Below are 20,521 nucleotides of genomic sequence, written 5' to 3' on the forward strand. Positions count from 1 at the left end.
GACAGGTGAGACCCCACAGGCGTTCACGCCGAGGAGGCTCACCGCCCGCCCCGCGGAAAGCGAGCAGCTGGAGAGGAAATCAACACAACGCTTTACTTGGTAAATAGCAACAAAGTATGCGAAAACAGCCAAAACAAAAAAGACTGTAGGCAAAAGGATTCTATCTAACTGTTAAAACAAAGTTGATTGGAACGGAAGGTCGAGACTCCTGCGGGAAAAGCGCGTGCCCTATGTTCCAATCAACGTTCGAATTTCCCTCAAAAAAAACTGTAATGCAGACTGCAGGAATGCTACCCTGCCCCTTTAGTTGCATAAGGAAAATCTGCCTATATGACAGATCTGATTAACTGCCATTGCACCTGAACGTTTGATGGAGTGTCAGAAAATCCTCAGCGGGAATAAAACTAAAGACCATAAATAATTTCTGAAAGCTATTAATGGTTATTTGAATAAGAACCTAATATTACTCCAATTGGGTTCAGAACAAATGTTAACATCCCATAAGATTCTTCCATAGAAACAATTCCACAGAGTAAAAGTGTAACAGATAGCCAAAAGCAAATCTTTGTTTTTTCGTATTCCAACGCCTTTCAAAACAACAATGCCCTACCTTAACATATTTTCCAAATAAAATTACCGGATTTCCCTGCCCTTTAACTCCATAAGAAAAAGAGTTGCTAAAGCAACTCCCTTATTCAAGTGCTGGTTCACCGATCTAAATTCGAATTAAAGTGTGACAATAATCGGACCATTTTTAGTAAGGATAATCGTATGTTCCACTTGAGCTACATAGCTTTTTTCCGTAGCATAAGTCCAACCGTCTTCTTCTTGCAATACTTCTTCTTCAAAGGTTGAGATAAATGGTTCGAATGCGATAACCATCCCTTCCTTTAATATATCATTATCCCATGGATCATAATAATTACAAATATGGTCAGGTGCTTCGTGTATTCTACGTCCAACACCATGGCCTGTAAGGTTTTTGATAACAGTGAATCCATGCTGTCTCGCTGTTTCGAATACTGCTTTTCCGATTCTGCTTTTTTTGGAACCGGGTTTTGCTTTCTTAAGACCTGCTTCAAATGCCTTTTTAGCAACGTCGCATAGTTTCGTTAATACTTCTTCTCCTTCTCCTACTACAAAGGAGATTCCTGTATCTGCAAAATAACCGTTCTTTGAAGCAGATACATCTATATTCACTAAATCCCCTTCATGAATAACCCGATGACCCGGAATACCATGTGCCACTTCTTCATTAGTACTAATGCAAGTATAGCCAGGAAAATCATATTCACCTTTCGGAGCTGAAACTGCACCCGCCTTTTCTAAAAGTTCTCCGGCTACATCATCAAGTTCCTTGGTCGTAATCCCCGGAATTGTTCTTTGTACCAATTCATCTCTAATCGAGGCAACAATTTTGCCAATTTCCTTCAAACCATTAAAATCCTCTTCTGTTTTTGCAATCATTTATTCCTACCTCATTATAATTTATAGTCTAAAATCCATAAGCTAAATAAGTATTAATTGTACCTTTATTTTCTCGAAAAATAAAAGCGATGTAAATGATTCTCTACAATACCTTTTTTCACAAGATTACCATTAGTTTACCATAACTAATTCCAAGAACGTTCTATTATTGAAAATTCCTTTACTAAAGCCCAATTGTTGAACAAAGGTCAAACAGCCCCCTTTAGCTCCATAAAAAAATCAGTATTGAGGACAGCTCTGAACAATAACCATTGCAATAAAATAATGATGGTATGACACTGCCTCCGCCATCTAATCGATAAAATCCTGTCATTTCCATTGCACGAACCACCATCTTGTCTCCGGGTTTAGCTGATTCAATAAACTGGAGTGTTGTGACGGTGTTTGATGTGCTGATTATTATCCATTTAAAAAACCAATTGAACCAACATCATGTAGACAATCGTTCCCCCCGCTATGGAAAGGAGCATCATTTTCTTCCAAATGTGAAGCAGGGCAACTACCGCTATCGCCATAAATTCAGGGAGGCCATGACTTCCGGATTGTAAGCTCACATCCTTTAAACAATAAATGACCAAAAGCCCAATTACCGCGGATGGCAGTATTTTACCGAGATACTGTACATACTTCGGTGTGGGTTTACCTGATGGAAAAACGATGAATGGAAGAAACCTTGTAAGCATCGTGCCTAGAACAACCATTGCTATTGTAATGATTTGCTGTGTTAAATCCATTGTCATACGGTCTTGACCTCAACTTTCTCTAATGGCTTTCTAAGTAGGGTGAGTACCCCCAAAATTGAAAACATGGCAGGGATGATGAAATTGCTTCCGCCAAAAATAATAAGACAGACCGCTGACAGTCCAAGCCCTGCGAGAGCACTATGATGGTTTTTCTCTTTCATCCACTGTTCAATGAAAATGACTACAAAGAGGGCCGTCATAACAAAATCTAGTCCTTCTGTGTTGAACTTGACAAGGGATCCAAAAATGCCGCCAATCGTCGCTCCTATCACCCAGTAGGAATGATTGAGCAGTGTCACGAAGAACATGAACCAGCCCTTGTCTACATTCTTCGGAACATCAACGGTACAATTGATGGAAAAAGACTCATCACAAAGCCCAAAAATCAGATACAGCTTTTTCCTCCCGGTCCCCCCATACTTATCCAGCATGGAAATGCCATAAAACAAATGCCGTGCATTCACCATTAATGTTAGAAAAAGGGCGTTAATCGGATTGAATGCGACAAGCAGTAAATTGGCTGCAACAAACTCCATTGATCCTGCAAATATTGTCAGACTCATCAATATCGGGTAAATCGCACTGAAACCTAATGAATTCATAAAGATCCCATAAGCGATGCCTAGAAATAAAAAGCCTGCAAAAATGGGCATTGTGTACGGAAAGGCTGCACGAAATGCAGGTAGCATTTGTGTTCTTTTTTTCATATATTTCACATCCTGATGGCTAAATTTATTTAAACGTAACATACAAAATCCGTACAAAAAACAAGTTAATTGTATGGATTACAATTTAAATAAAATACCCCCATTTCATTAAAATGGGGGTATTGATAGATATCCTTATATATATCATCCCGTTTCATGATTAGAATTCCATACAAAAAATGATATGATTGTATGGAATAAGTTAGTAGAGGTGAAACCATGCCAGTAAATTCATTTGACAATTATCCAATGTCCTGGAAACCTGATAAGAAAGCATTAAAGCGGCCTTTTTATAAATCCCTTGCATCATTACTTGAACAAGATATAACAAATGGTTTTTTAGCACCTGGAACGAAGTTGCCTCCGCAACGAGAATTGGCAGATTTTCTTGATTTAAACTTCACCACGATTACCCGTTCCTACAAAATATGCGAGGTAAAGGGATTAATATATGCGGTTACGGGAAGCGGAACCTTTGTGGCTCCCAACGCCACTCGTTCCATAACCATTTCCGTGGATAAAACGGCAAACAGCATTGACCTTGGTTTCGTGGCTTCTTTTGAGCAAACCAATGATATTGTATCAGAAACCATTCAAAAAACTGTGAACAAAAGTTATTTGGAGCAGCTGCTGAATTACAACGACCCGACTGGTATTCCACATCAAAAAACAGCAGCCCTAAACTGGATGGAATCTTTCGGCATTCACGCGGATCAAGAGCATATGGCCATCGTTTCCGGTGCCCAAAATGCATTGGCAGTTGCCTTGGCTGCCTTGTTTGAGCCCGGCAATAGAATTGCAACCGACTTATACACCTATTCGAACTTCATCGAGTTGGCAAAGATGTTCCATATTAAGTTAGTTCCCATTCCCGGTGACCAGTTTGGCATGCTACCAGACGAACTTGAAAAGCAGTGTTGTCAAATAAATATTAACGGCATTTTTCTGATGCCCTCTTGCAACAATCCAACCACAATCATGATGTCGGATATTCGAAAGCAAGAAATAGCGGCGGTCATCCGCAAGCATCGTTTAATTTTGATTGAGGATGATATCCATGCATTCCTGACGGCAGGGATTATCCCCGATTACCGGCAGCCGATGTACCACTTGCTTCCAGAACAGTGCGTTTATATTTGCGGCACCTCTAAGTCCATATGTTCTGGGTTAAGGGTTGCCTATATGGTCTATGGGGATGCTTTGCGCGATAAAATTTCCCAGGCCATTTTCAACATAAATGTAAAGACCTCTTCTTTTGATGCAGAGGTTATCACAGAGCTTATTCTATCAGGAAAGGCTCATGAAATTGTTTCTCAAAAGAAACAGCTTGCCAAGACTGCAAATGATATTTATTCGGAATATTTTCCTTTAAGAAAGGATGTTGGACATCCTCTCAGTCTATATCGCTGGCTTCCCATTCAAGGACATAACGATGCGTTACAGCTGGAAACAGATCTGAAAAAGCGCGGCATTCGAGTTTTTCATTCCAATCGTTTCCAAAGCGGGCAGACCACACCTGATATGCATTTGCGTATTGCACTATCTTCGACCAACTCATTTGATGAGTTAAGAATAGGATTAGACATATTAAAACAGTACCTCAACTGATTCAAAGATCGGAAAATCAAATTTTTTTAAAAAGGCTCTTTTCGTAAAGATTGTTGTTTTTAAAACGAAACGATTTAAGGTTGATTGAAGCGGAAGTGCGAGACTCCTGCGGGAGCAGCGGGACAGGTGAGACCCCACAGGCGTTCACGCCGAGGAGGCTCACCGCCCGCCCCGTGGAAAGCGAGCATCTGGAGGGGAAATCAACCACACCGCATTACTTGGTAATAGCAAAAAGTATGCGAAAACATCCTTTTAAAAAACATTCCAGCCGATTTCAGAAATCTAAAAAACTATTAAGAAAACCGATGAGCCATTCCACCCCCTCAAGACTATCGCCAAATGGAAGAAAAGTCAGTTTGCCTATAGTTTTTTATTTAAAAAACCGTTCCAGGTGGTTGGAACGGAAGGTACGGGACTCCTGCTTAGAAAAGCGTGTCCTAAGGAGAACCCGTAGGCAAGCGCCGAGGAGGCTCCCGGACCGCCCGCGGAAAGCGAGTGCCTGAAGTGGAAATTAAATTTTTTAACCCTATAAAGTGAATATCCCACCATGATAACAATAGTAACTTTCAGCTTTAAGATCTTTAATCTTACTTAAAGACTGTTCTGCTTCCTCGACATTTAAACAGAATTGTCGATTAATTCATCTACTAGTTTTCTATTAACTGATTTTTTTATATGTATATCTACTTTAAGCTTTTTTGTATACTCTCTTAAATTGCAGGTAAAAAAAATATAACAAGTATAAGTAATAAAACAGTCCATAAAAAAGAGAAATATATTTTTTTGGGTCTAGTTATAGTTTTAGATCCATATTTATTAACTATTGAAAGTATAAACCAATATATTAAAAATAAGAAATAATTGATTATTAAATATAAAATCCATCTCCATTTTTGAATCCATTCGTCTAAAGGAGTACCTACCACTAACACCATAAGTATAAAAATAGAAATAATAAAAATCAAACTACTAATTATATGCATCTTGTTCCAAATAGAATGGGATAATATAGTCGATTTTTTTTGAATTGAAATATTGTTATTAAGTAAAAGCACCCAATAATTACTATAATAAATAAAATAGTCATATAAGCAGGTACTGGTAGACCAATTTGATTAGATGACATAGGGACTGATATATTTTTATTAAATATATCAGCTATGAACATAGAACTTATTAGCACAAATATTATTATAACTTGAAAAAAAGACCAACGAGAGATGATTATCCTCCTCCTAAAACCAAAAATTATTTTTTCTTATCATAAAATTCGATAACTCCTTGATAACTTGTAGAAAAAGGTTTCTTTTGTAAGTCTAAAGTTTTTAAGTCTGCAAGTATTTCTTTTTCACGATTATTAATAATAAAAATAAACTTCCTACTTTTATCTTCATACATTTCCTTTAGTTTATTAGGTTCTATATGAACAAAAGTTGGCTTATTTTCATCAATATCTACTTTTTCAGCTAATACAGAGGTATTTCCAAATTCATCAATTAAAAGTACATCTACCTTTGTTTTATAAGGAATTGCAGCTAATTTTATACCTTCAACTTCCTCCTCTGTCAGTAATTTATTATTTTTATCAACTAACTTTGATTCTTTATTATCACTGCCTATCCAAGTTGGAATTGGATAGAAATTTTGCTGATTTGACAATTCCTTTTGATCCAAAGTAAAAGATTGATCATTTATTAGCTTTTTATCCATTGAAATATTTTTACTCTGTACAAAGAAACGATAATTACTTAAACTACCTCCATTATAACGGTTCATAGTACTTGTTTGATCAATAGGGAAGAATGTAAGTTCCTGCATTTCATCTACATCCCATTTAATATCAAGATTGATAGTAACTGATGAATATGGTGGGATATCATAAATCATTGCAGGTTTCCAACTACTAGAATCAGCTGTTTTGATTTGCGCGTTTTTATTTCCTTGTAAAAACAAAGTTTGAATGACCATTTTTTCCTTAGTGTTATTCTCATACTTTACTTTACCAGATATAAAGGATTTATTTTTGGGGATTTTTAAAAAGAGAAACTCTTCTCCTTGCACTTTTTCATATTGTATATATTCGTCATTAGGAATAAATGCTTTGACCTGAGTAAAAGGAGTACTGGATGTCGCAACTTTATCAGATTTATTTAGCAAATCCATGTCCTTAGAGACGATGGTACTCTTATTATTTGAAGTCAATTGTAGTATATCTTTTTCATCGTATAAATTAGTATCGGATGAATTAGAACATCCTGATATAATTAATAACAGTAATAAAATTAAAAACTGTATTTTTCGCATTAAAACAAACCTTTCTAAAATAAATAGCGCTGCAATTACGCTACAGCGCTAATCAAATATTTTAATAGATTTTAATAGGCATTACTCTTTGTTGTTCTTGCCTCATAAAGGACACCTGAATTAGTTGCAGTATGAATGGTTAAACCAGTATATACATTTGATGATGAGTTTCGACCTAAGGCTGCCTCAGATGTTGCTGTTAATTTACCAATAGCAATTTTTTTAGATCCATTTTTAGTAAGGGATAAATTAGCATTTCTAATACTTGTTGTAGCTGACACTACCGTAGAAATAATTTTCCCTTTTGTAGTACCTTCACTGGTAATGGTTTTTGTAGTAGGTGACAATGCCGTTTTTCCTGACGCTAAGTCTCCCCATTTAGATGCTCTTGCTAAATTTGAATTACTAGAAGTACCAAAATCAACCGAATCATCAGACTCTTCTGTATCCTCCCATGCGTCGTCCCAATTCACTTGATATTCTTCAGTTAATTGTTCATTTGTTTCTTCGGCCGAAGCATTTCCCGTCATTAAAAATGGTGATACTCCTAATACTAATGCAAAACCTAAATTTGCAACCTTTTTCATTTTTATAAATCCCATTTTCTATTATCTTCCAAATACACGATATAGTATTTTAATATAAAAATCAAATTTTTCCATTTAAGGAATACAATTACCTGTTTTTTTCGATGCATGAAAACAATAACAATAAACACTCCTCTAGGAATCAATGCACAAAAAAGAGTCCATTGTACCTAAGGTCTCTTCCATATTCTAAATTTAGCTTCTCGAAGAATCATTCGTAAGTGAAAAAAATAAAATTTTTCAATACGTTATGGGTTTCCTCTTCGGTAATCCCGATATAGCGAAGGGTGACAGAAGGATGAGATTGATGCAGAATTCGTTGGAACATTGCTATATCCTTCGTGGCTTTCTTAAAGTATGGTTGCCGACATGTTCCACGTCAGCAAACTCTGCCGCCTTATTTAGCTGCGAGAATGCTTAACTTATTGGAAGGGATACTAGGTTTGTAGTATCCCTTTTTTAAGTAAGGCTTGTTCATGAAATATATGTCTGTCCATTTTTGTGAGTGAATGCATGGATTCCTTCTTTTTTCAATAAAACCGGCAAATACTGTGCGACCATCTCGGCAATTCCGAGATTAAGCGGATGAAGTATCCAATCAATGGATTTCCAATCAAGAATGCCTTCCCGCGTTTTTTTCGGTGTTTCATATAGTAAATCTGCATCTGCCATATACAAATATACATATATTCCCTCCAATTCACCTTCTGGAGTTTCCCAGGTTACGGTTCCTTTAGAAAAAAAGGTCCCTACGTCTATGCCCGTTTCCTCATATACCTCACGCTGTGCACCTATATCAGGTGTTTCACCTTTCTCGATTTTGCCCCCCACCCCGTTCCAAACACCCATAATAGGAGCTTTCTCCCGGTTAAGCATGAGCAGTTCATTATTCTTCTTTACAAAACAAACCGTATACTTAAACATTATTCAAAGTGACCCCTTTATCGTTAATTAATGTACTTCATGGCTAGGCAGCTTAATAAGAGTGATGCTAAAAAATACTTAACCCCTTTTTATAGGAAAGATCTTTGCCTAAAATCATTGGCTTTTTTCACTTCTGCTGCCTCCAAAGTATTAACACATTCTTAAATTTTAACAATGAATAAAGAATCCGTAAACGCTCTCCGCCAATGTATGAATGCACTCCCCATTAGTTCCAATACTTCTATTTTCAGCGCATATATTCGTGAAATTGAGCGGTATTACCCGAGTTTGCGATGTTTACTCGTGAGTTTGCATTTTACTCGCGAATTCGCACTGTTTACTCGTGAATTTACGCTATTTACTCGTGAATTCATACTGTTTACTCGTGAATTTACACTGTTTACTCGTGAATGAGCTGTTTACTCGTGAATTCACACTGTTTACTCGTGAATTCGCACTGTTTACTCGTGAATTTGCGCTGTTTACTCGTGAATTCACACTGTTTACTCGTGAATTCTCATTTTACTCGTGAATCTGCATTCTTTACTCGTGAATTTGCGCTGTTTACTCGTGAATTCACACTGTTTACTCGTGAATTCTCATTTTACTCGTGAATCTGCATTCTTTACTCGTGAATTTGCGCTGTTTACTCGTGAATTCACACTGTTTACTCGTGAATTCGCATTTTACTCGTGAATTTACGCTGTTTACTCGTGAATTCGCACAGTTTACTCGTGAGTTTGCGCTGTTTACTCGTGAATTCGCACTGTTTACTCGTGAATTCTCATTTTACTCGTGAATCTGCACTATTTACTCGTGAATTCGCGCTGTTTACTCGTGAATTCGCACTGTTTACTCGTGAATGCGCTGTTTACTCGTGAGTTTGCGCTGTTTACTCGTGAATTCGCATTTTACTCGTGAATCTGCACTATTTACTCGTGAATTCACACTGTTTACTCGTGAATTTACGCTGTTTACTCGTGAATTTGCGCTGTTTACTCGTGAATTCACACTGTTTACTCGTGAATTCGCATTTTACTCGTGAATTTACGCTGTTTACTCGTGAATTCGCACTGTTTACTCGTGAGTTTGCGCTGTTTACTCGTGAATTCGCACTGTTTACTCGTGAATTTACGCTATTTACTCGTGAATTCATACTGTTTACTCGTGAATTCACACTGTTTACTCGTGAATTCGCATTTTACTCGTGAATTTACGCTGTTTACTCGTGAATTCGCACTGTTTACTCGTGAGTTTGCGCTGTTTACTCGTGAATTCGCACTGTTTACTCGTGAATTCTCATTTTACTCGTGAATCTGCACTCTTTACTCGTGAATTCGCGCTGTTTACTCGTGAATTCGCACTGTTTACTCGTGAATTCTCATTTTACTCGTGAATCTGCATTCTTTACTCGTGAGTTTGCGCTGTTTACTCGTGAATTCGCACTCTTTACTCGTGAGTTTGCGCTGTTTACTCGTGAATTCGCATTTTACTCGTGAATCTGCACTATTTACTCGTGAATTCACACTGTTTACTCGTGAATTCACACTGTTTACTCGCGAATTCGCACTGTTTACTCGTGAATTCACGCTATTTACTCGTGAATTCGCATTTTACTCGTGAATTCGCACTGTTTACTCGTGAATTCACACTGTTTACTCGCGAATTCGCACTGTTTACTCGCGAATTCACACTGTTTACTCGTGAATTTACGCTGTTTACTCGTGAATTCGCGCTGTTTACTCGTGAATTCGCATTTTACTCGTGAATTCGCACTGTTTACTCGTGAATTTACACTGTTTACTCGTGAATTCACGCTATTTACTCGTGAATTCGCATTTTACTCGTGAATTCATACTGTTTACTCGTGAATTCACACTGTTTACTCGCGAATTCGCACTGTTTACTCGCGAATTCACACTGTTTACTCGTGAATTTACGCTGTTTACTCGTGAATTCGCGCTGTTTACTCGTGAATTCGCATTTTACTCGTGAATTCGCACTGTTTACTCGTGAATTTACACTGTTTACTCGTGAATTCACGCTATTTACTCGTGAGTTTGCATTTTTATCATTTCATGCATAAAGAAAGCAGCGATTCCCTTAAGAATCGCTGCACCTCCTATTTATGCTCCTGCCCAAACATCTTTGGCATATCTGCCATTTTCCTCTAATGATTGCAGCCATACTGTGGCTTCTTCTTTAGATGTTTGATAGAAATGCATATAGCTTTCGATTAGTGTTCGTTCAACATCGGGTGCCATTTTGCTTCCGTCTCCGCAGATGTATAGGTGCCCGCCTTCTTTTAATAAAGGAAGGATGTCTTGGGCGTTTTCCGCTAATCGGTTCTGGACATATGTTTTTTCTTGACCGGGACATCTGGAGTAAGCGGTGTGCAGTGTTACAAGGCCTTCTTGTTCGGCTTGCACGAGTTCTTCTTGATAGAGGAAATCGTGTTCCGGATTACGGCATCCAAAGTAAAGGTGAGCAGCCCCTAAAGTTTCACCTTTTTCTTTCAAAGCGCGGCGTGCCTGTATGAATCCCCTGAATGGTGCAATTCCTGTCCCAGGGCCAATCATGATGATTGGTTTTCCTGTTTTCTCTGGAAGTTGGAAGTTGGATAGCGGCGTATTGATAAAGCAGGCTATTTTGTCTCCTTGGGAGCGTTCTGCCAAATAATTCGATGCAATTCCTTTGTATTCCCCGTTTCCGCTCAAGGCTTCTCCACGGACGACGCTGACGGTGATGCTTGCTTCTCCTTCTTTGTGGAGTGGTGAGCTTGAGATAGAATAGTATCTGGCTTTTAAAGGTGGCAGTAAAGCCAAGAAACGTTCAAATGGGATATCACATGCAGGATACTTTTCTATAAGATCAAGCATGGTTATGCGCTTGTTCAGGATTTCTTGTTTATAGGTACTGTCCAAAAGAAGATCTTCAAGTTCTTTTACATGCGGAGGACATACCGTATGAGTGGCAAGCGCCCGAATTTGAGACCGGGTGGCGGGTTCTTGGAACTCCACATGGTTTGATAGTAACTCTTCTAGTTTTACCGGTTTTCCTGTAGGAAGATGGGCAGCTTTTCCGGAATCCCCAGTCAGATTCACGTAATCTTGACCGTTCAGGTTAAATCGACTGAGCACTCGCTCGACAAGTTCCGATGGATTTTGCGGAAGTACACCGAGATGATCGCCTTCCTGATAGTGTATTCCCTCTGGCAGAGTTAATTCTATATGCCGTGTGCTTCTTCCGCTATCTGCATGTTGTAATTCTACATTCCTTTTTACGATGGAAGTAAAAGCATGATGGGTGCGGGCAAGTGGTGTGCCGCTCACATCGCTTACGAAGTTCATTGTAATCGAGCTGACTGCCCGATCATTCCTATCCACTTCTATGTTCAGGCTTTTGGCAAGATTCGGCCAAAGTGCTTCTGTCCATTTCTCGTAATCCCCTTCAAAGTCATCGCTTGCATCTCCATAGCCTGTTTCCGACAGCCTTACTGCTCCTTTTTGTTCCAGCCGCTCATCAATGAGGATTGGAATGCGTTGGTACGTATTGGCCCAATTGCGGTCCCCGCAGCCGAAGATCGCATATTGAACACCATCCAATGTGTTACCCTTGCTTTCCTTCAGCCATGAAACGAAGTCACCTGCATTATCCGGTGGATTTCCATTATAAGATGCCGTGACTATAAGAACAGCTCCTTCTTTGGGAAGCCGATCGGTGTAATCATTTAACGGGGCAACCTTAGCATTGAAGCCTTGTCGCTTCCCTGTTTCGGCAAGGTCACGAGCAACCCCTTCCGCTGTTCCCATATTTGATCCAAACAGGACGAGTAATGGTGTCCCATGTGCTGATTCGCTTGGAGATACCGTGGCTCCTTTGTCCGCTGGCTTTGATTCCGGAGGAGCAGCGGTAAATGACATCACCGGCTTCCTCGGTGAAACGCGCATGGTCAATCCGTCCGGTTTGAGAGTCAAAGTTTCTTTAACATCCAATTGATATTCTTCATGATCAATCAAGTCAAAGTGCTGTAAAACCATACCAAGCACCAGTGTCGCTTCATGAAGGGCAAACTGCTGTCCGATACAGGCGCGCTGCCCGTTTCCAAACGGTTTATAAGCATGATAAGGGATGGAATCCAAATCCTCGAACCGCTCTGGAATGAACGATTCAACATCATCGCCCCAAACGGATGGATCACGGTGTAGTTCGGGAATGAGCAGCGAGAACACATCACCTTTCTTCACATTATATTTTCCACCCAGCATGGTATCTTCTTTCGCATAAACGGAAAATGCCGGAGCAGTCGGCCACAGACGAAGCGTTTCATTCAGCACCATCCTTACATATTTCAGCTTTTTCACTTGTTTGTAATCAGGAACATCATCACCCAGCACTTCATCGACTTCCTGCTGCGCTTTTTTTAACTTATCTCTGTTATTCATGAGGAAATAGATGGCGAACGATAGGAGACCGCTCGTCGTTTCATGCCCAGCTATTAAAAAGGTAATGATTTGAAAGCGAATATTTTCATCATCAAGTGATACGCCGGTTTCGGGATCGACTCCTTTCAACATATGAGAAAGAAGGTCATCTTCTCCCTGATCACCATTTTGTTTTCTCTCAGCAATCATTTCATCCACTAGAGAGAACATATATTGAATGTCTTCCCTGAATTGTTTTTTAGATTTGATCATCAGTTTATCTTGGATGCCAAGCCGCTGCGTTTGGCTCATCGCTTCATCCAACGCACGCACCATACTGTTGACAAATGGATGGGTGGTCTCCCGATAAAAGCTGTTAAAACGGTAATTGAACCCGCAGAGTCCGATCGTATCCAAGGTCAATCGTGTCATATCTTCAGGAACATCTATCCCATCAGCCGGATTCAGGCGGGCCCATTTTTGAATGAGTTGGATAGCAAGATCCACCATTTTGGCATGATATCCCTTCATTGCTTGCTGGCTAAAGCTTGGCAGCAGGATGTTATGGGCCTTTTTCCAATTCGGCTCCGTCGTTTCACTTGTGAAAAGGCCATCGCCGCCAAATGCTCTCACTTTTTGCAGGGCTGGACCGACTTTCTTATCAAACCTTGTTTCATCACAAATTTCTTTTGCGAGGGCAGCACTGGATACGAATGTAGCGATTCGACCCGGAAATTGAAACTGAAAAACCGGCCCAAGTTCTCGTGCCAGCTTCATGAAGGACTGAAGCGGCTTATCCTTATCAATGATAGGTAGGCTGCCTAGGGGGCCATATGTCTTTGGCTGTGGAAACTGAGTTGTGTTTTCCATTTTATTAGCACCTCTTTACAATAGTTTAGAATACGGAATGAACGTTCATTCCGTTTACATGTTAAAAATTCATCAAGCGTGCAATCGGACTGCATCCCAAAAGCTTTCTTCCACATCTGCTAAAAGTTTTGGGTCAGGATCTAACTCCCGGATGCGAACAAGTCGCTCAAGCTCAAGAAAAGCTCCATAAATGATGGCAATCAAAGCGGAAGAAGGAAGCTCCTTTATTTCTTTTTTCTCTTTTCCTGACTCGAAAAAATTTCTAAATATATCCAATAGCCCTTGAAAGCTAGCATGACTATCTTCATTTAAAAAATGGGCTCCACTATGGATTTTAATAAAATAAATTGCTTGGTCCTGCTCGGTTGTAAAGTGAACCATTGATTTAAAAATATGGTGAAACTGATTGCGAATTGAATCATCATGAGGAAATCCACTCTTGACCGTTTCAGTAAAAATATCCAAGTACTCTTGAAAAATCTTGTTGCCCAGCACTTCCTTATTCTCGAAATAACGATAAATGGTACCCGCTCCAACTCCAGCCGATGTAGCAATCATCGGAATCGTCGTCGCATCATACCCCCGTTCTGCGAATAGCTCTAAAGCGCTGGATACTATACTGTCTCGTTTATTTACTGCTGTGATCATAATGATTCACCCCTTTTTTTCAAGATGCGGAATGAATGTTCATTCCTTTCAGTGTAAGTGTATACCCAATAAAATCCCATCTCAATCGCGCATACTACCCAGATTTTGTGAATTATTTGTTAACAAAGGGGGATGAAAGTCTGGATTTTTTTATTTTCGAGGAATTAAACAGGTAATACGAACTATCGTTTGCGAATAAAAAAAGCTGTTAGTCACAGCTCTTCAAGTTTAAAACAGGATGATTTTCATGTTAATCAATTGAATCAAAGGTTCTTATGCATGATGATAGCGTTCAGATAGTTTCTTTTTATGGGCAATGAACACTTCTTCCAATGGAATACTGTACTTGTTCGCAATCACAATCAAGTTTCCTAGTACATCTCCCAATTCTTCGGTTAACTCCTGTTTGTTTTCTTCATACGAGCCAATAACCTCATCAGGTCTATCCCTGCCAATTTCAAGGGAGCGAATGGCTCGTGCCACCTCGCCAGTTTCTTCTGCCAAAAAGCCGATGCGAATGAAAATGTCCAATTCTGACCATCCTCGTGATTCATAATAATCTTTTACCCATTGTTGAAATTCAGTGACGTTCATATTCATCCACCTTTCAGTTAGATTAATTCAAGTTTAACAAATCTTCCTGAATTTTGTATGATAAGAAAGGAAGATTACTAAGTGGGAGATGTGATATTTTGAAAAGTCTAGCTGTATTTTGTGGATCAAGCAAAGGTGCATCTGCTGTGTATGTAGATGAGGCTAAAAAACTGGGTGCGGAATTGGCAAAACGTAATATTACCCTTGTCTACGGGGGCTCAAGTGTAGGAATCATGGGCGCAGTTGCAGATTCCGTTCTGGAAGCAGGCGGAAAAGTAGTTGGAGTCATGCCAGATTTTCTAGAAAAAAAGGAAATAGCGCATAAGAACTTAACTGAATTGATCGTCGTGGAATCCATGCATGAAAGAAAAGCAAAAATGGCTGAGCTTGCAGATGGGTTCATGGCTTTGCCAGGCGGGCCAGGAACATTGGAAGAATTCTTTGAGATTTTCACTTGGGCTCAGCTCGGACTTCACCAAAAACCTTGCGGACTCTTGAATATCAATCACTATTATGATCCTTTGGTCGCTTTATTCAATCATATGTCCGACGAACAGTTCCTGCATGAAAAATTCCGTTCCATGGCGCTGGTAGATGTTGAACCAAATGGACTTCTTGATCAATTTAATACATATGAACCGCCAAGCGTAAAAACTTTCATTACCGAAAAACAAACCTGATCATAAAAAACAGCCGGCCAAGATCAATAATGACCTTGGCCGGTTGTGATAAACTGCTGCGCACTGATGTGCTAATTGAATATCAGGTTTAAATAATCTCCATGCCCTTTACTAAGTTGCACTTCATGTTCGGATGAAATCCAGAAGAAATGAAATGTCAGCCCCTCTTCATCTCCTCCACCCGTTGGTTGATGGTCCCATTCATCAGGAACATCGTATACATGTATTTGGTAAAAATATCTACTATGTACGGCACCGTCGGCGTTCTCCCAAAAATCTTCTGCAATTAATTTCTGCACATGAAAATTTTCCAGACCTGTTTCTTCTTTCATTTCCCTAATCACTGCTTGGCAAGCATCTTCTTGAGGCCTCACTGTTCCCTTGGGTATCTGTATGCCCGCTTCCTTAATGGGATGTTGAAAAACCAATACCTGTGTTTCTCCATTATTGATTCTCGTCACATACCCGTAAGCTTTTTTTATCGGCATAACCATCATTCCCCCGTTATTGCACATGTTAGATCAATCACCAAAAGCAAATATGAGCTCTGTCTCGCATACAGTTTCTCCATCGACAGTAGCCCTTCCTTTTCCTTTACCGATGGGACCTTTCAAGCGAGTAATCTCTACTTCTAAACGTAACTGGTCCCCTGGCCTTACTTGCTTTTTAAAACGACATCCATCGATTCCAGCCAAAAGCCCGATCCGCCCTTTATTTTCTTCTATTGTAAGCATGACAACAGCACTTACCTGTGCTAAAGCTTCAACGATCAATACGCCTGGCATCACTGGATAATTTGGAAAATGGCCAGTAAAAAACTCTTCATTTGCTGAAACATTTTTAATGGCCACCGCTCTCTTTCCTTCTTCCAATTCCAGTACTCTATCAACTAAAAGAAATGGATAGCGATGTCTGATAATATCTTTGATTTCTTGGATATCAATCAATATTAGGTCCCCCATTGCAATGGATTGTTTTCCCTTTATTTTACCATCCAACAACATGATGTGGATATTTTTGTATTTATCACACTGCACTTCGTTCAACAAAAAAAGGCTGCCTGAGCAACCTGTTTTTTGATTCCGCCTACAAATCCTTTGATCTTTTTTCCTTCGCTTTTGTTAACGGGGATAGAATCATTTGTTCACACCTCTCATAGCCCCCTAATAATTTATGAATCAGGCTTATTTTAGGAACAACAACGTAAACCGCCAAGCCTGAAATGGTGCTCAGGATAGCTCCTGCCAGCACATCCGCTGGAAAGTGGACACCTACCCAAATACGGGAAATGCCAACAAGGAAAGCCAGCATGATCCATAACAGCCACCATCCTCTTTTGAAAAGCCAAAAGGATACACAAAAAGAGAAAAACAAGATGGTGTGATCGCTTGGAAATGAATTATCCACTGCCTTCTCAATCAACTTATTAACATTGGTCAATTCAGCAAATGGCTGATTGTTTGAATGCAATTTCCCGGCCATTTTCCCCATCATTTCTGCTATTACAAATGTAATCATCCCACAAACAATCATCATTCTACTCTGCTCATTTCGAGTGAACCATATTACGATGACAGCTAATGCTAAGAAAAAAACCATATACTCGGCAATGAAAATGGCAGAAGGGTTTAAATAATCATATTGTTTCCCTAGGTCATTAATCATTCTAAATACATTGATATTCAGCTCAAAAAAATCCATTCCTTACCCAACCTTCCTCTTTTTCTTACATATTAAAGAGAAAGGAAGTATATCTCCATCGTTCTTCCTAACAGTTTGATCCATTATCTAACAATTTTGTCACATGGTTGCACCATATCTATATAAAAAAGACATGATACGACTTTATAAACTTTAATGGAGTTATACCTAATCGTTCAATTTTTATTCATTTAAAGGTTTTATTAACGTTGAATAGAATTATTAATTGGGATGAATAAACAAAATAGAGGTGATATCTTGCAGATACTAATAATTCGGCATGGTGAGTCAGAAGACGATTTTCTAGAAGAAAATTACGAAGGGACTACTGATTTACCCCTAACCATTAAGGGAGTTGCACAAGTAGAAAAAATGTGCAGACGTGTATCCGAAGAGTTTCCACCAGAATTCATATGGTCGAGTACCTTGCTTCGGGCTAGTGAAACTGCCGAAACTTTATCAACTACTATTAAATGTCCAGTAACATTCCTGGATGATTTACGAGAGATGCAGGATAGGGAGAATCATTTGGATTTTAGATTACGGGCTCAAAGTGTACTTTCTTATATTAGAGAAAACAGTGCAAATTATAAACGAATTGCTATTATATCCCATGGAGGGATGATTACTAAAATTATTGAAAGCTTTCTTCAATTACCACCCGCAATTAATGATGTGTGGTTCAATTCTCATAATACAGGAATACATCTTCTTGAGTATACGGATCATCCATACAAACTAATAAGATTTTTAAATAGTACTACGCATCTGGAATATAGCTAACGATCAGGGCTTTCTTTAGGCAGTCTTTTCTTTATGTGATAACAGGGCAGGATAGTTGAGTACTTGGTATAATATAGTTGTAAATTAAAGGTGATTCAGAGGTAATAGGAATGTATCAATTCGAACACGAGATACAAAGGAAACAAAAGATATTCAAGGGGTACCTAGTTTTATTTATCATGGCTTCCTTGATAAACCTGATTTCATTCTTTATGGATGGAGATATTTTTAGGGGAATGGCCTGTCTCTTTTTTTCTTTGATTGTCTTCCACTATGGTCAACGCCAAAAAGTCTGGGCAGCATTAATTATTAAATTCATAGTTTGGCTGCACTTTATTTTACTGCTGATTACCATTATTTTTTTCACGATAACACAATGGTAGGCTAGATTTTTTAATGGACGCGGCATGTTAATGGAACAATGACCCGAAGGGAAAAACTTAAATCCTAAGGTGGCAAAAAATTGAAATGGGAAAGTGTTGCGTATGGGATTACACTATTCATTGTAGGTATTTCTTTTTGGCTTCAAATGATATGCGTTCTAGTTGTAGTATTGTGCATTAATTTTACTTTATTTAAAATCAAATTCCTTCAGAAATTCGTAACAAAGAAGTGGGCGGGCTTTGTCTGAATTCATTTTTAAATAGACTATTTACAAGCTGTCTTTATGAGGGCTTTTTCTTTATGTAATATACAGGGGAAAAGGCTGACACGCATAAAAAAATGGACGTTTCTGTGCAGCGGTTGAATATGTAAGTCTACTTGTTGATAAAAAAGGGTTTTTATGGAGACCTGTTGAATTCTTAGGTAAGGTTCAACGAAAGGTGGTAACGTATGAAATCAATAAATTCTCCTATTTACCCTAAAGTTAACAATGTTTTCATTCATGTTAAAGATTTAAAAAAATCAGCTGGATGGTATTGTAATCTCCTTGGCATTCCTCATAATAGTGATTCTGTAGAATCGCCGGTTTACAATATTCCTATAGCATATGAAACTGGATTAACGTTAGACGACCATACATTTGATCCTGATTTTAGATACGAACCCTCCAGCCATGTATTGTTTAATTTCTACGTAAATGATGTAGATGAAGCCTATAAATTCATTAAGGGTAATAACATATCTATTGTTAAAGAAATAGAGCGTATTGGGGATTTTGCATACTTTAACTTTCAAGATCCTGATGGTAATGTACTTATGATTTGTAATGGTTAAGGATAAAAGAACTGGTCGGCTTTTATATATAGTTTAGTTTTGGAGGGGTAAATATGCTGCACATTCAGAAAAATTCCGATACTGTCATCATTGTCATTCACGAAATATATGGACTGAACCAACATATGCAGGGTTTTTGTGAGTTATTATCAAAACAGGGTTTTGATGTGATTTGTCCGGATTTGTTAGAACGGGAGACGCCTTTTGATTATTCCCAAGAGGAGGCTGCGTATCGGCATTTTATGGAGAACGTAGGTTTCACGGGCGCTTTACATAAAATAAAGGATATATTATCGGATATTAAAGATGAATACCAAAAGATTTTTATCCTTGGATTCAGTGCAGGGGCAACTGTAGCATGGCTGTGCAGTGAGGAAGAATGTGTCGATGGAATAGTTGGATACTACGGTTCGCGTATTAGGAATTATGCAGAGTTAGCGCCACAATGCCCTGCATTGCTATTTTTCCCACTGGAAGAGCCTTCATTTAATGTGGACGAGTTAATTTCAGCTTTAGAAATACAGAATGTCGAAATTCATAAATTCAATGGAAAACACGGATTCAGCGACCCTTACAGCTCAAACTATCATGCAGAATCAGCACAGAAAGCCGTTAGCAAAATGATGAAATTTTTTATGGATCATGAACTTCGGCCTAATGCCGTTTTGCATTGATCCAATGTATCGAACCCGCATCACTATGGGGATGACAGTCATTTTGAACCTTTTTATACTCTGTTTCCAATTCTTTTAAAGTTAACTTCATCAACTGTTCCAAACTCTTATTTACAGTATGGATCATCAGTTTATAGATCAATGCCTTCCGCCTTTCTTCTACGCCCTTCCTCATTTCTCCCTCTCCTTTTATTCTGATATTATATGAAATGTACCCTTAGACAGGGGGAATGATCGTCGGATTCCTTCTCCCCGATTTTACTTATTTTCATATATTCATTCTCTAAATCGGTTAAGGTCAATTCAAATAGATGTCTGTCATTCTTTTTATAAACCCCCTCGTTAATTAACTTGTTTATCAGGAAGTTTCTTTTTTTCTCAATCGCTTTACGTAATAATATCCCCAAGTTAAATCCTCCTTTTTTATACGTATTGAAAGATAATCTTTCGGGTTGCCCATTCAAAAAAACCGGAGACACCTCTTTACATGAAAGAAAAGTCTCCGGTTTTCCGGTCAATTAACTTATAATTCCTATTTAATTACTAGGTATTGTTATTTTTAATGATA

The 20,521-nt window shown here is 38.7% G+C and carries 27 protein-coding genes and 2 pseudogenes; 13 read left to right on the plus strand and 16 right to left on the minus strand.

What is annotated here, in order from left to right; all coding sequences use genetic code 11:
- Positions 1 to 726: 726 nt before the first annotated feature.
- The 3 genes from map to azlC form a co-directional block, all read right to left on the minus strand.
- Positions 727 to 1,467, minus strand: coding sequence for a type I methionyl aminopeptidase (gene map, locus JNUCC41_RS03680; RefSeq protein WP_192206429.1), 741 nt, complete (start codon positions 1,465 to 1,467; stop codon positions 727 to 729).
- Positions 1,468 to 1,895: 428 nt separating this feature from the next.
- Positions 1,896 to 2,228 (minus strand): branched-chain amino acid transporter permease, encoded by a 333-nt coding sequence (locus JNUCC41_RS03685; protein ID WP_192206430.1) that lies wholly within the window; start codon positions 2,226 to 2,228, stop codon positions 1,896 to 1,898.
- Positions 2,225 to 2,980 (minus strand): azaleucine resistance protein AzlC, encoded by a 756-nt coding sequence (gene azlC, locus JNUCC41_RS03690; protein ID WP_192206431.1) that lies wholly within the window; start codon positions 2,978 to 2,980, stop codon positions 2,225 to 2,227. Before azlC ends, JNUCC41_RS03685 begins: the two co-directional genes overlap by 4 nt.
- Before the next feature lie 177 nt (positions 2,981 to 3,157).
- Here azlC and JNUCC41_RS03695 point away from each other — a divergent pair, with 177 nt between their 5' ends.
- On the plus strand, positions 3,158 to 4,546 hold the full coding sequence (locus JNUCC41_RS03695; RefSeq protein ID WP_192206432.1) for an aminotransferase-like domain-containing protein: 1,389 nt from the start codon (positions 3,158 to 3,160) through the stop codon (positions 4,544 to 4,546).
- 526 nt (positions 4,547 to 5,072) lie between these two features.
- Here JNUCC41_RS03695 and JNUCC41_RS26620 read toward each other — a convergent pair.
- The 4 genes and pseudogenes from JNUCC41_RS26620 to JNUCC41_RS03710 all read right to left on the minus strand — a co-directional run.
- Positions 5,073 to 5,183: pseudogene (locus JNUCC41_RS26620) on the minus strand (MBL fold metallo-hydrolase); the annotation flags it as partial.
- Positions 5,184 to 5,794: 611 nt separating this feature from the next.
- Positions 5,795 to 6,850, minus strand: a complete 1,056-nt coding sequence (locus tag JNUCC41_RS03700) for a hypothetical protein (RefSeq protein WP_192206433.1) — start codon at positions 6,848 to 6,850, stop codon at positions 5,795 to 5,797.
- Between the two features lie 71 nt (positions 6,851 to 6,921).
- Positions 6,922 to 7,437: a hypothetical protein gene (locus JNUCC41_RS03705; protein ID WP_192206434.1), complete on the minus strand. Its 516-nt coding sequence runs from the start codon at positions 7,435 to 7,437 to the stop codon at positions 6,922 to 6,924.
- Between the two features lie 474 nt (positions 7,438 to 7,911).
- Positions 7,912 to 8,361, minus strand: coding sequence for an NUDIX hydrolase (locus tag JNUCC41_RS03710; protein WP_192206435.1), 450 nt, complete (start codon positions 8,359 to 8,361; stop codon positions 7,912 to 7,914).
- A gap of 425 nt (positions 8,362 to 8,786) precedes the next feature.
- On the opposite strand from JNUCC41_RS03710, the gene JNUCC41_RS03715 reads away from it, so the two are divergent.
- The 3 genes from JNUCC41_RS03715 (at position 8,787) to JNUCC41_RS26630 (ending at position 9,406) form a co-directional block, all read left to right on the plus strand.
- On the plus strand, positions 8,787 to 8,975 hold the full coding sequence (locus JNUCC41_RS03715; RefSeq protein WP_192206436.1) for a hypothetical protein: 189 nt from the start codon (positions 8,787 to 8,789) through the stop codon (positions 8,973 to 8,975).
- A 17-nt stretch (positions 8,976 to 8,992) separates the two neighbouring features.
- On the plus strand, positions 8,993 to 9,160 hold the full coding sequence (locus JNUCC41_RS03720) for a hypothetical protein (protein ID WP_192206437.1): 168 nt from the start codon (positions 8,993 to 8,995) through the stop codon (positions 9,158 to 9,160).
- A 78-nt stretch (positions 9,161 to 9,238) separates the two neighbouring features.
- Positions 9,239 to 9,406, plus strand: a complete 168-nt coding sequence (locus tag JNUCC41_RS26630; RefSeq protein ID WP_228467523.1) for a hypothetical protein — start codon at positions 9,239 to 9,241, stop codon at positions 9,404 to 9,406.
- Between the two features lie 48 nt (positions 9,407 to 9,454).
- Here the strand turns inward: JNUCC41_RS26630 and JNUCC41_RS27220 are convergent.
- Positions 9,455 to 9,517, minus strand: a pseudogene (locus JNUCC41_RS27220) (hypothetical protein); the annotation flags it as partial.
- A 51-nt stretch (positions 9,518 to 9,568) separates the two neighbouring features.
- On the opposite strand from JNUCC41_RS27220, the gene JNUCC41_RS03730 reads away from it, so the two are divergent.
- From JNUCC41_RS03730 to JNUCC41_RS03750, 5 genes are read left to right on the plus strand one after another with little or no spacing between them, the layout of a single operon-like run.
- A complete protein-coding gene (locus JNUCC41_RS03730) occupies positions 9,569 to 9,757 on the plus strand; it encodes a hypothetical protein (protein ID WP_192208358.1) in 189 nt (62 codons plus the stop codon).
- Positions 9,693 to 9,860 (plus strand): hypothetical protein, encoded by a 168-nt coding sequence (locus JNUCC41_RS27225; RefSeq protein ID WP_192206439.1) that lies wholly within the window; start codon positions 9,693 to 9,695, stop codon positions 9,858 to 9,860. Before JNUCC41_RS03730 ends, JNUCC41_RS27225 begins: the two co-directional genes overlap by 65 nt.
- Positions 9,838 to 9,984 carry a hypothetical protein gene (locus tag JNUCC41_RS03740; RefSeq protein WP_192206440.1) on the plus strand — a complete coding sequence of 49 codons (147 nt, stop codon included), beginning with the start codon at positions 9,838 to 9,840 and terminating at the stop codon, positions 9,982 to 9,984. The genes JNUCC41_RS27225 and JNUCC41_RS03740 overlap by 23 nt, the downstream gene beginning before the upstream one ends.
- Positions 9,962 to 10,129 carry a hypothetical protein gene (locus JNUCC41_RS03745; protein WP_192206441.1) on the plus strand — a complete coding sequence of 56 codons (168 nt, stop codon included), beginning with the start codon at positions 9,962 to 9,964 and terminating at the stop codon, positions 10,127 to 10,129. The genes JNUCC41_RS03740 and JNUCC41_RS03745 overlap by 23 nt, the downstream gene beginning before the upstream one ends.
- Positions 10,126 to 10,356, plus strand: a complete 231-nt coding sequence (locus tag JNUCC41_RS03750; RefSeq protein ID WP_192206442.1) for a hypothetical protein — start codon at positions 10,126 to 10,128, stop codon at positions 10,354 to 10,356. The genes JNUCC41_RS03745 and JNUCC41_RS03750 overlap by 4 nt, the downstream gene beginning before the upstream one ends.
- A 131-nt stretch (positions 10,357 to 10,487) precedes the next feature.
- Here the strand turns inward: JNUCC41_RS03750 and JNUCC41_RS03755 are convergent, their stop codons facing one another.
- The 3 genes from JNUCC41_RS03755 to JNUCC41_RS03765 all read right to left on the minus strand — a co-directional run bounded on the left by JNUCC41_RS03755 (position 10,488) and on the right by JNUCC41_RS03765 (position 14,897).
- Entirely contained in the window at positions 10,488 to 13,655 is a 3,168-nt protein-coding gene (locus tag JNUCC41_RS03755; protein WP_192206443.1) for a bifunctional cytochrome P450/NADPH--P450 reductase, read from the minus strand.
- Positions 13,656 to 13,727: 72 nt separating this feature from the next.
- A complete protein-coding gene (locus JNUCC41_RS03760; RefSeq protein ID WP_192206444.1) occupies positions 13,728 to 14,303 on the minus strand; it encodes a TetR/AcrR family transcriptional regulator in 576 nt (191 codons plus the stop codon).
- Positions 14,304 to 14,576: 273 nt separating this feature from the next.
- A complete protein-coding gene (locus tag JNUCC41_RS03765) occupies positions 14,577 to 14,897 on the minus strand; it encodes a MazG nucleotide pyrophosphohydrolase domain-containing protein (RefSeq protein WP_192206445.1) in 321 nt (106 codons plus the stop codon).
- A gap of 98 nt (positions 14,898 to 14,995) precedes the next feature.
- Here JNUCC41_RS03765 and JNUCC41_RS03770 point away from each other — a divergent pair, with 98 nt between their 5' ends.
- Entirely contained in the window at positions 14,996 to 15,577 is a 582-nt protein-coding gene (locus JNUCC41_RS03770) for an LOG family protein (RefSeq protein ID WP_192206446.1), read from the plus strand.
- 71 nt (positions 15,578 to 15,648) lie between these two features.
- Here the strand turns inward: JNUCC41_RS03770 and JNUCC41_RS03775 are convergent, their stop codons facing one another.
- The 3 genes from JNUCC41_RS03775 to JNUCC41_RS03785 all read right to left on the minus strand — a co-directional run bounded on the left by JNUCC41_RS03775 (position 15,649) and on the right by JNUCC41_RS03785 (position 17,278).
- Positions 15,649 to 16,065 (minus strand): NUDIX hydrolase, encoded by a 417-nt coding sequence (locus JNUCC41_RS03775; protein WP_228467528.1) that lies wholly within the window; start codon positions 16,063 to 16,065, stop codon positions 15,649 to 15,651.
- A gap of 33 nt (positions 16,066 to 16,098) precedes the next feature.
- On the minus strand, positions 16,099 to 16,524 hold the full coding sequence (gene fabZ, locus JNUCC41_RS03780) for a 3-hydroxyacyl-ACP dehydratase FabZ (protein ID WP_192208026.1): 426 nt from the start codon (positions 16,522 to 16,524) through the stop codon (positions 16,099 to 16,101).
- Positions 16,525 to 16,663: 139 nt separating this feature from the next.
- Positions 16,664 to 17,278 carry an undecaprenyl-diphosphatase gene (locus JNUCC41_RS03785; RefSeq protein WP_192206447.1) on the minus strand — a complete coding sequence of 205 codons (615 nt, stop codon included), beginning with the start codon at positions 17,276 to 17,278 and terminating at the stop codon, positions 16,664 to 16,666.
- 258 nt (positions 17,279 to 17,536) lie between these two features.
- On the opposite strand from JNUCC41_RS03785, the gene JNUCC41_RS03790 reads away from it, so the two are divergent.
- From JNUCC41_RS03790 to JNUCC41_RS03800, 3 genes are all read left to right on the plus strand, one after another.
- On the plus strand, positions 17,537 to 18,061 hold the full coding sequence (locus JNUCC41_RS03790; protein WP_228467529.1) for a histidine phosphatase family protein: 525 nt from the start codon (positions 17,537 to 17,539) through the stop codon (positions 18,059 to 18,061).
- A gap of 834 nt (positions 18,062 to 18,895) precedes the next feature.
- Complete coding sequence (locus tag JNUCC41_RS03795) at positions 18,896 to 19,279, plus strand: VOC family protein (RefSeq protein WP_192206449.1); 384 nt, start codon at positions 18,896 to 18,898, stop codon at positions 19,277 to 19,279.
- Between the two features lie 53 nt (positions 19,280 to 19,332).
- Positions 19,333 to 19,953, plus strand: coding sequence for a dienelactone hydrolase family protein (locus JNUCC41_RS03800; protein WP_192206450.1), 621 nt, complete (start codon positions 19,333 to 19,335; stop codon positions 19,951 to 19,953).
- On the opposite strand, the gene JNUCC41_RS03805 is transcribed toward JNUCC41_RS03800, so the two are convergent.
- Entirely contained in the window at positions 19,934 to 20,128 is a 195-nt protein-coding gene (locus JNUCC41_RS03805) for a Fur-regulated basic protein FbpA (protein WP_192206451.1), read from the minus strand. The two genes, JNUCC41_RS03800 and JNUCC41_RS03805, sit on opposite strands and share 20 nt — an antisense overlap.
- 25 nt (positions 20,129 to 20,153) lie before the next feature.
- Positions 20,154 to 20,360 (minus strand): Fur-regulated basic protein FbpA, encoded by a 207-nt coding sequence (locus JNUCC41_RS03810; RefSeq protein ID WP_192206452.1) that lies wholly within the window; start codon positions 20,358 to 20,360, stop codon positions 20,154 to 20,156.
- Positions 20,361 to 20,521 lie beyond the last annotated feature (161 nt).

The sequence above is a fragment of the Brevibacillus sp. JNUCC-41 genome, assembly GCF_014844095.1.
In the GTDB taxonomy this organism is placed as follows: domain Bacteria; phylum Bacillota; class Bacilli; order Bacillales; family DSM-1321; genus Peribacillus; species Peribacillus aracenensis.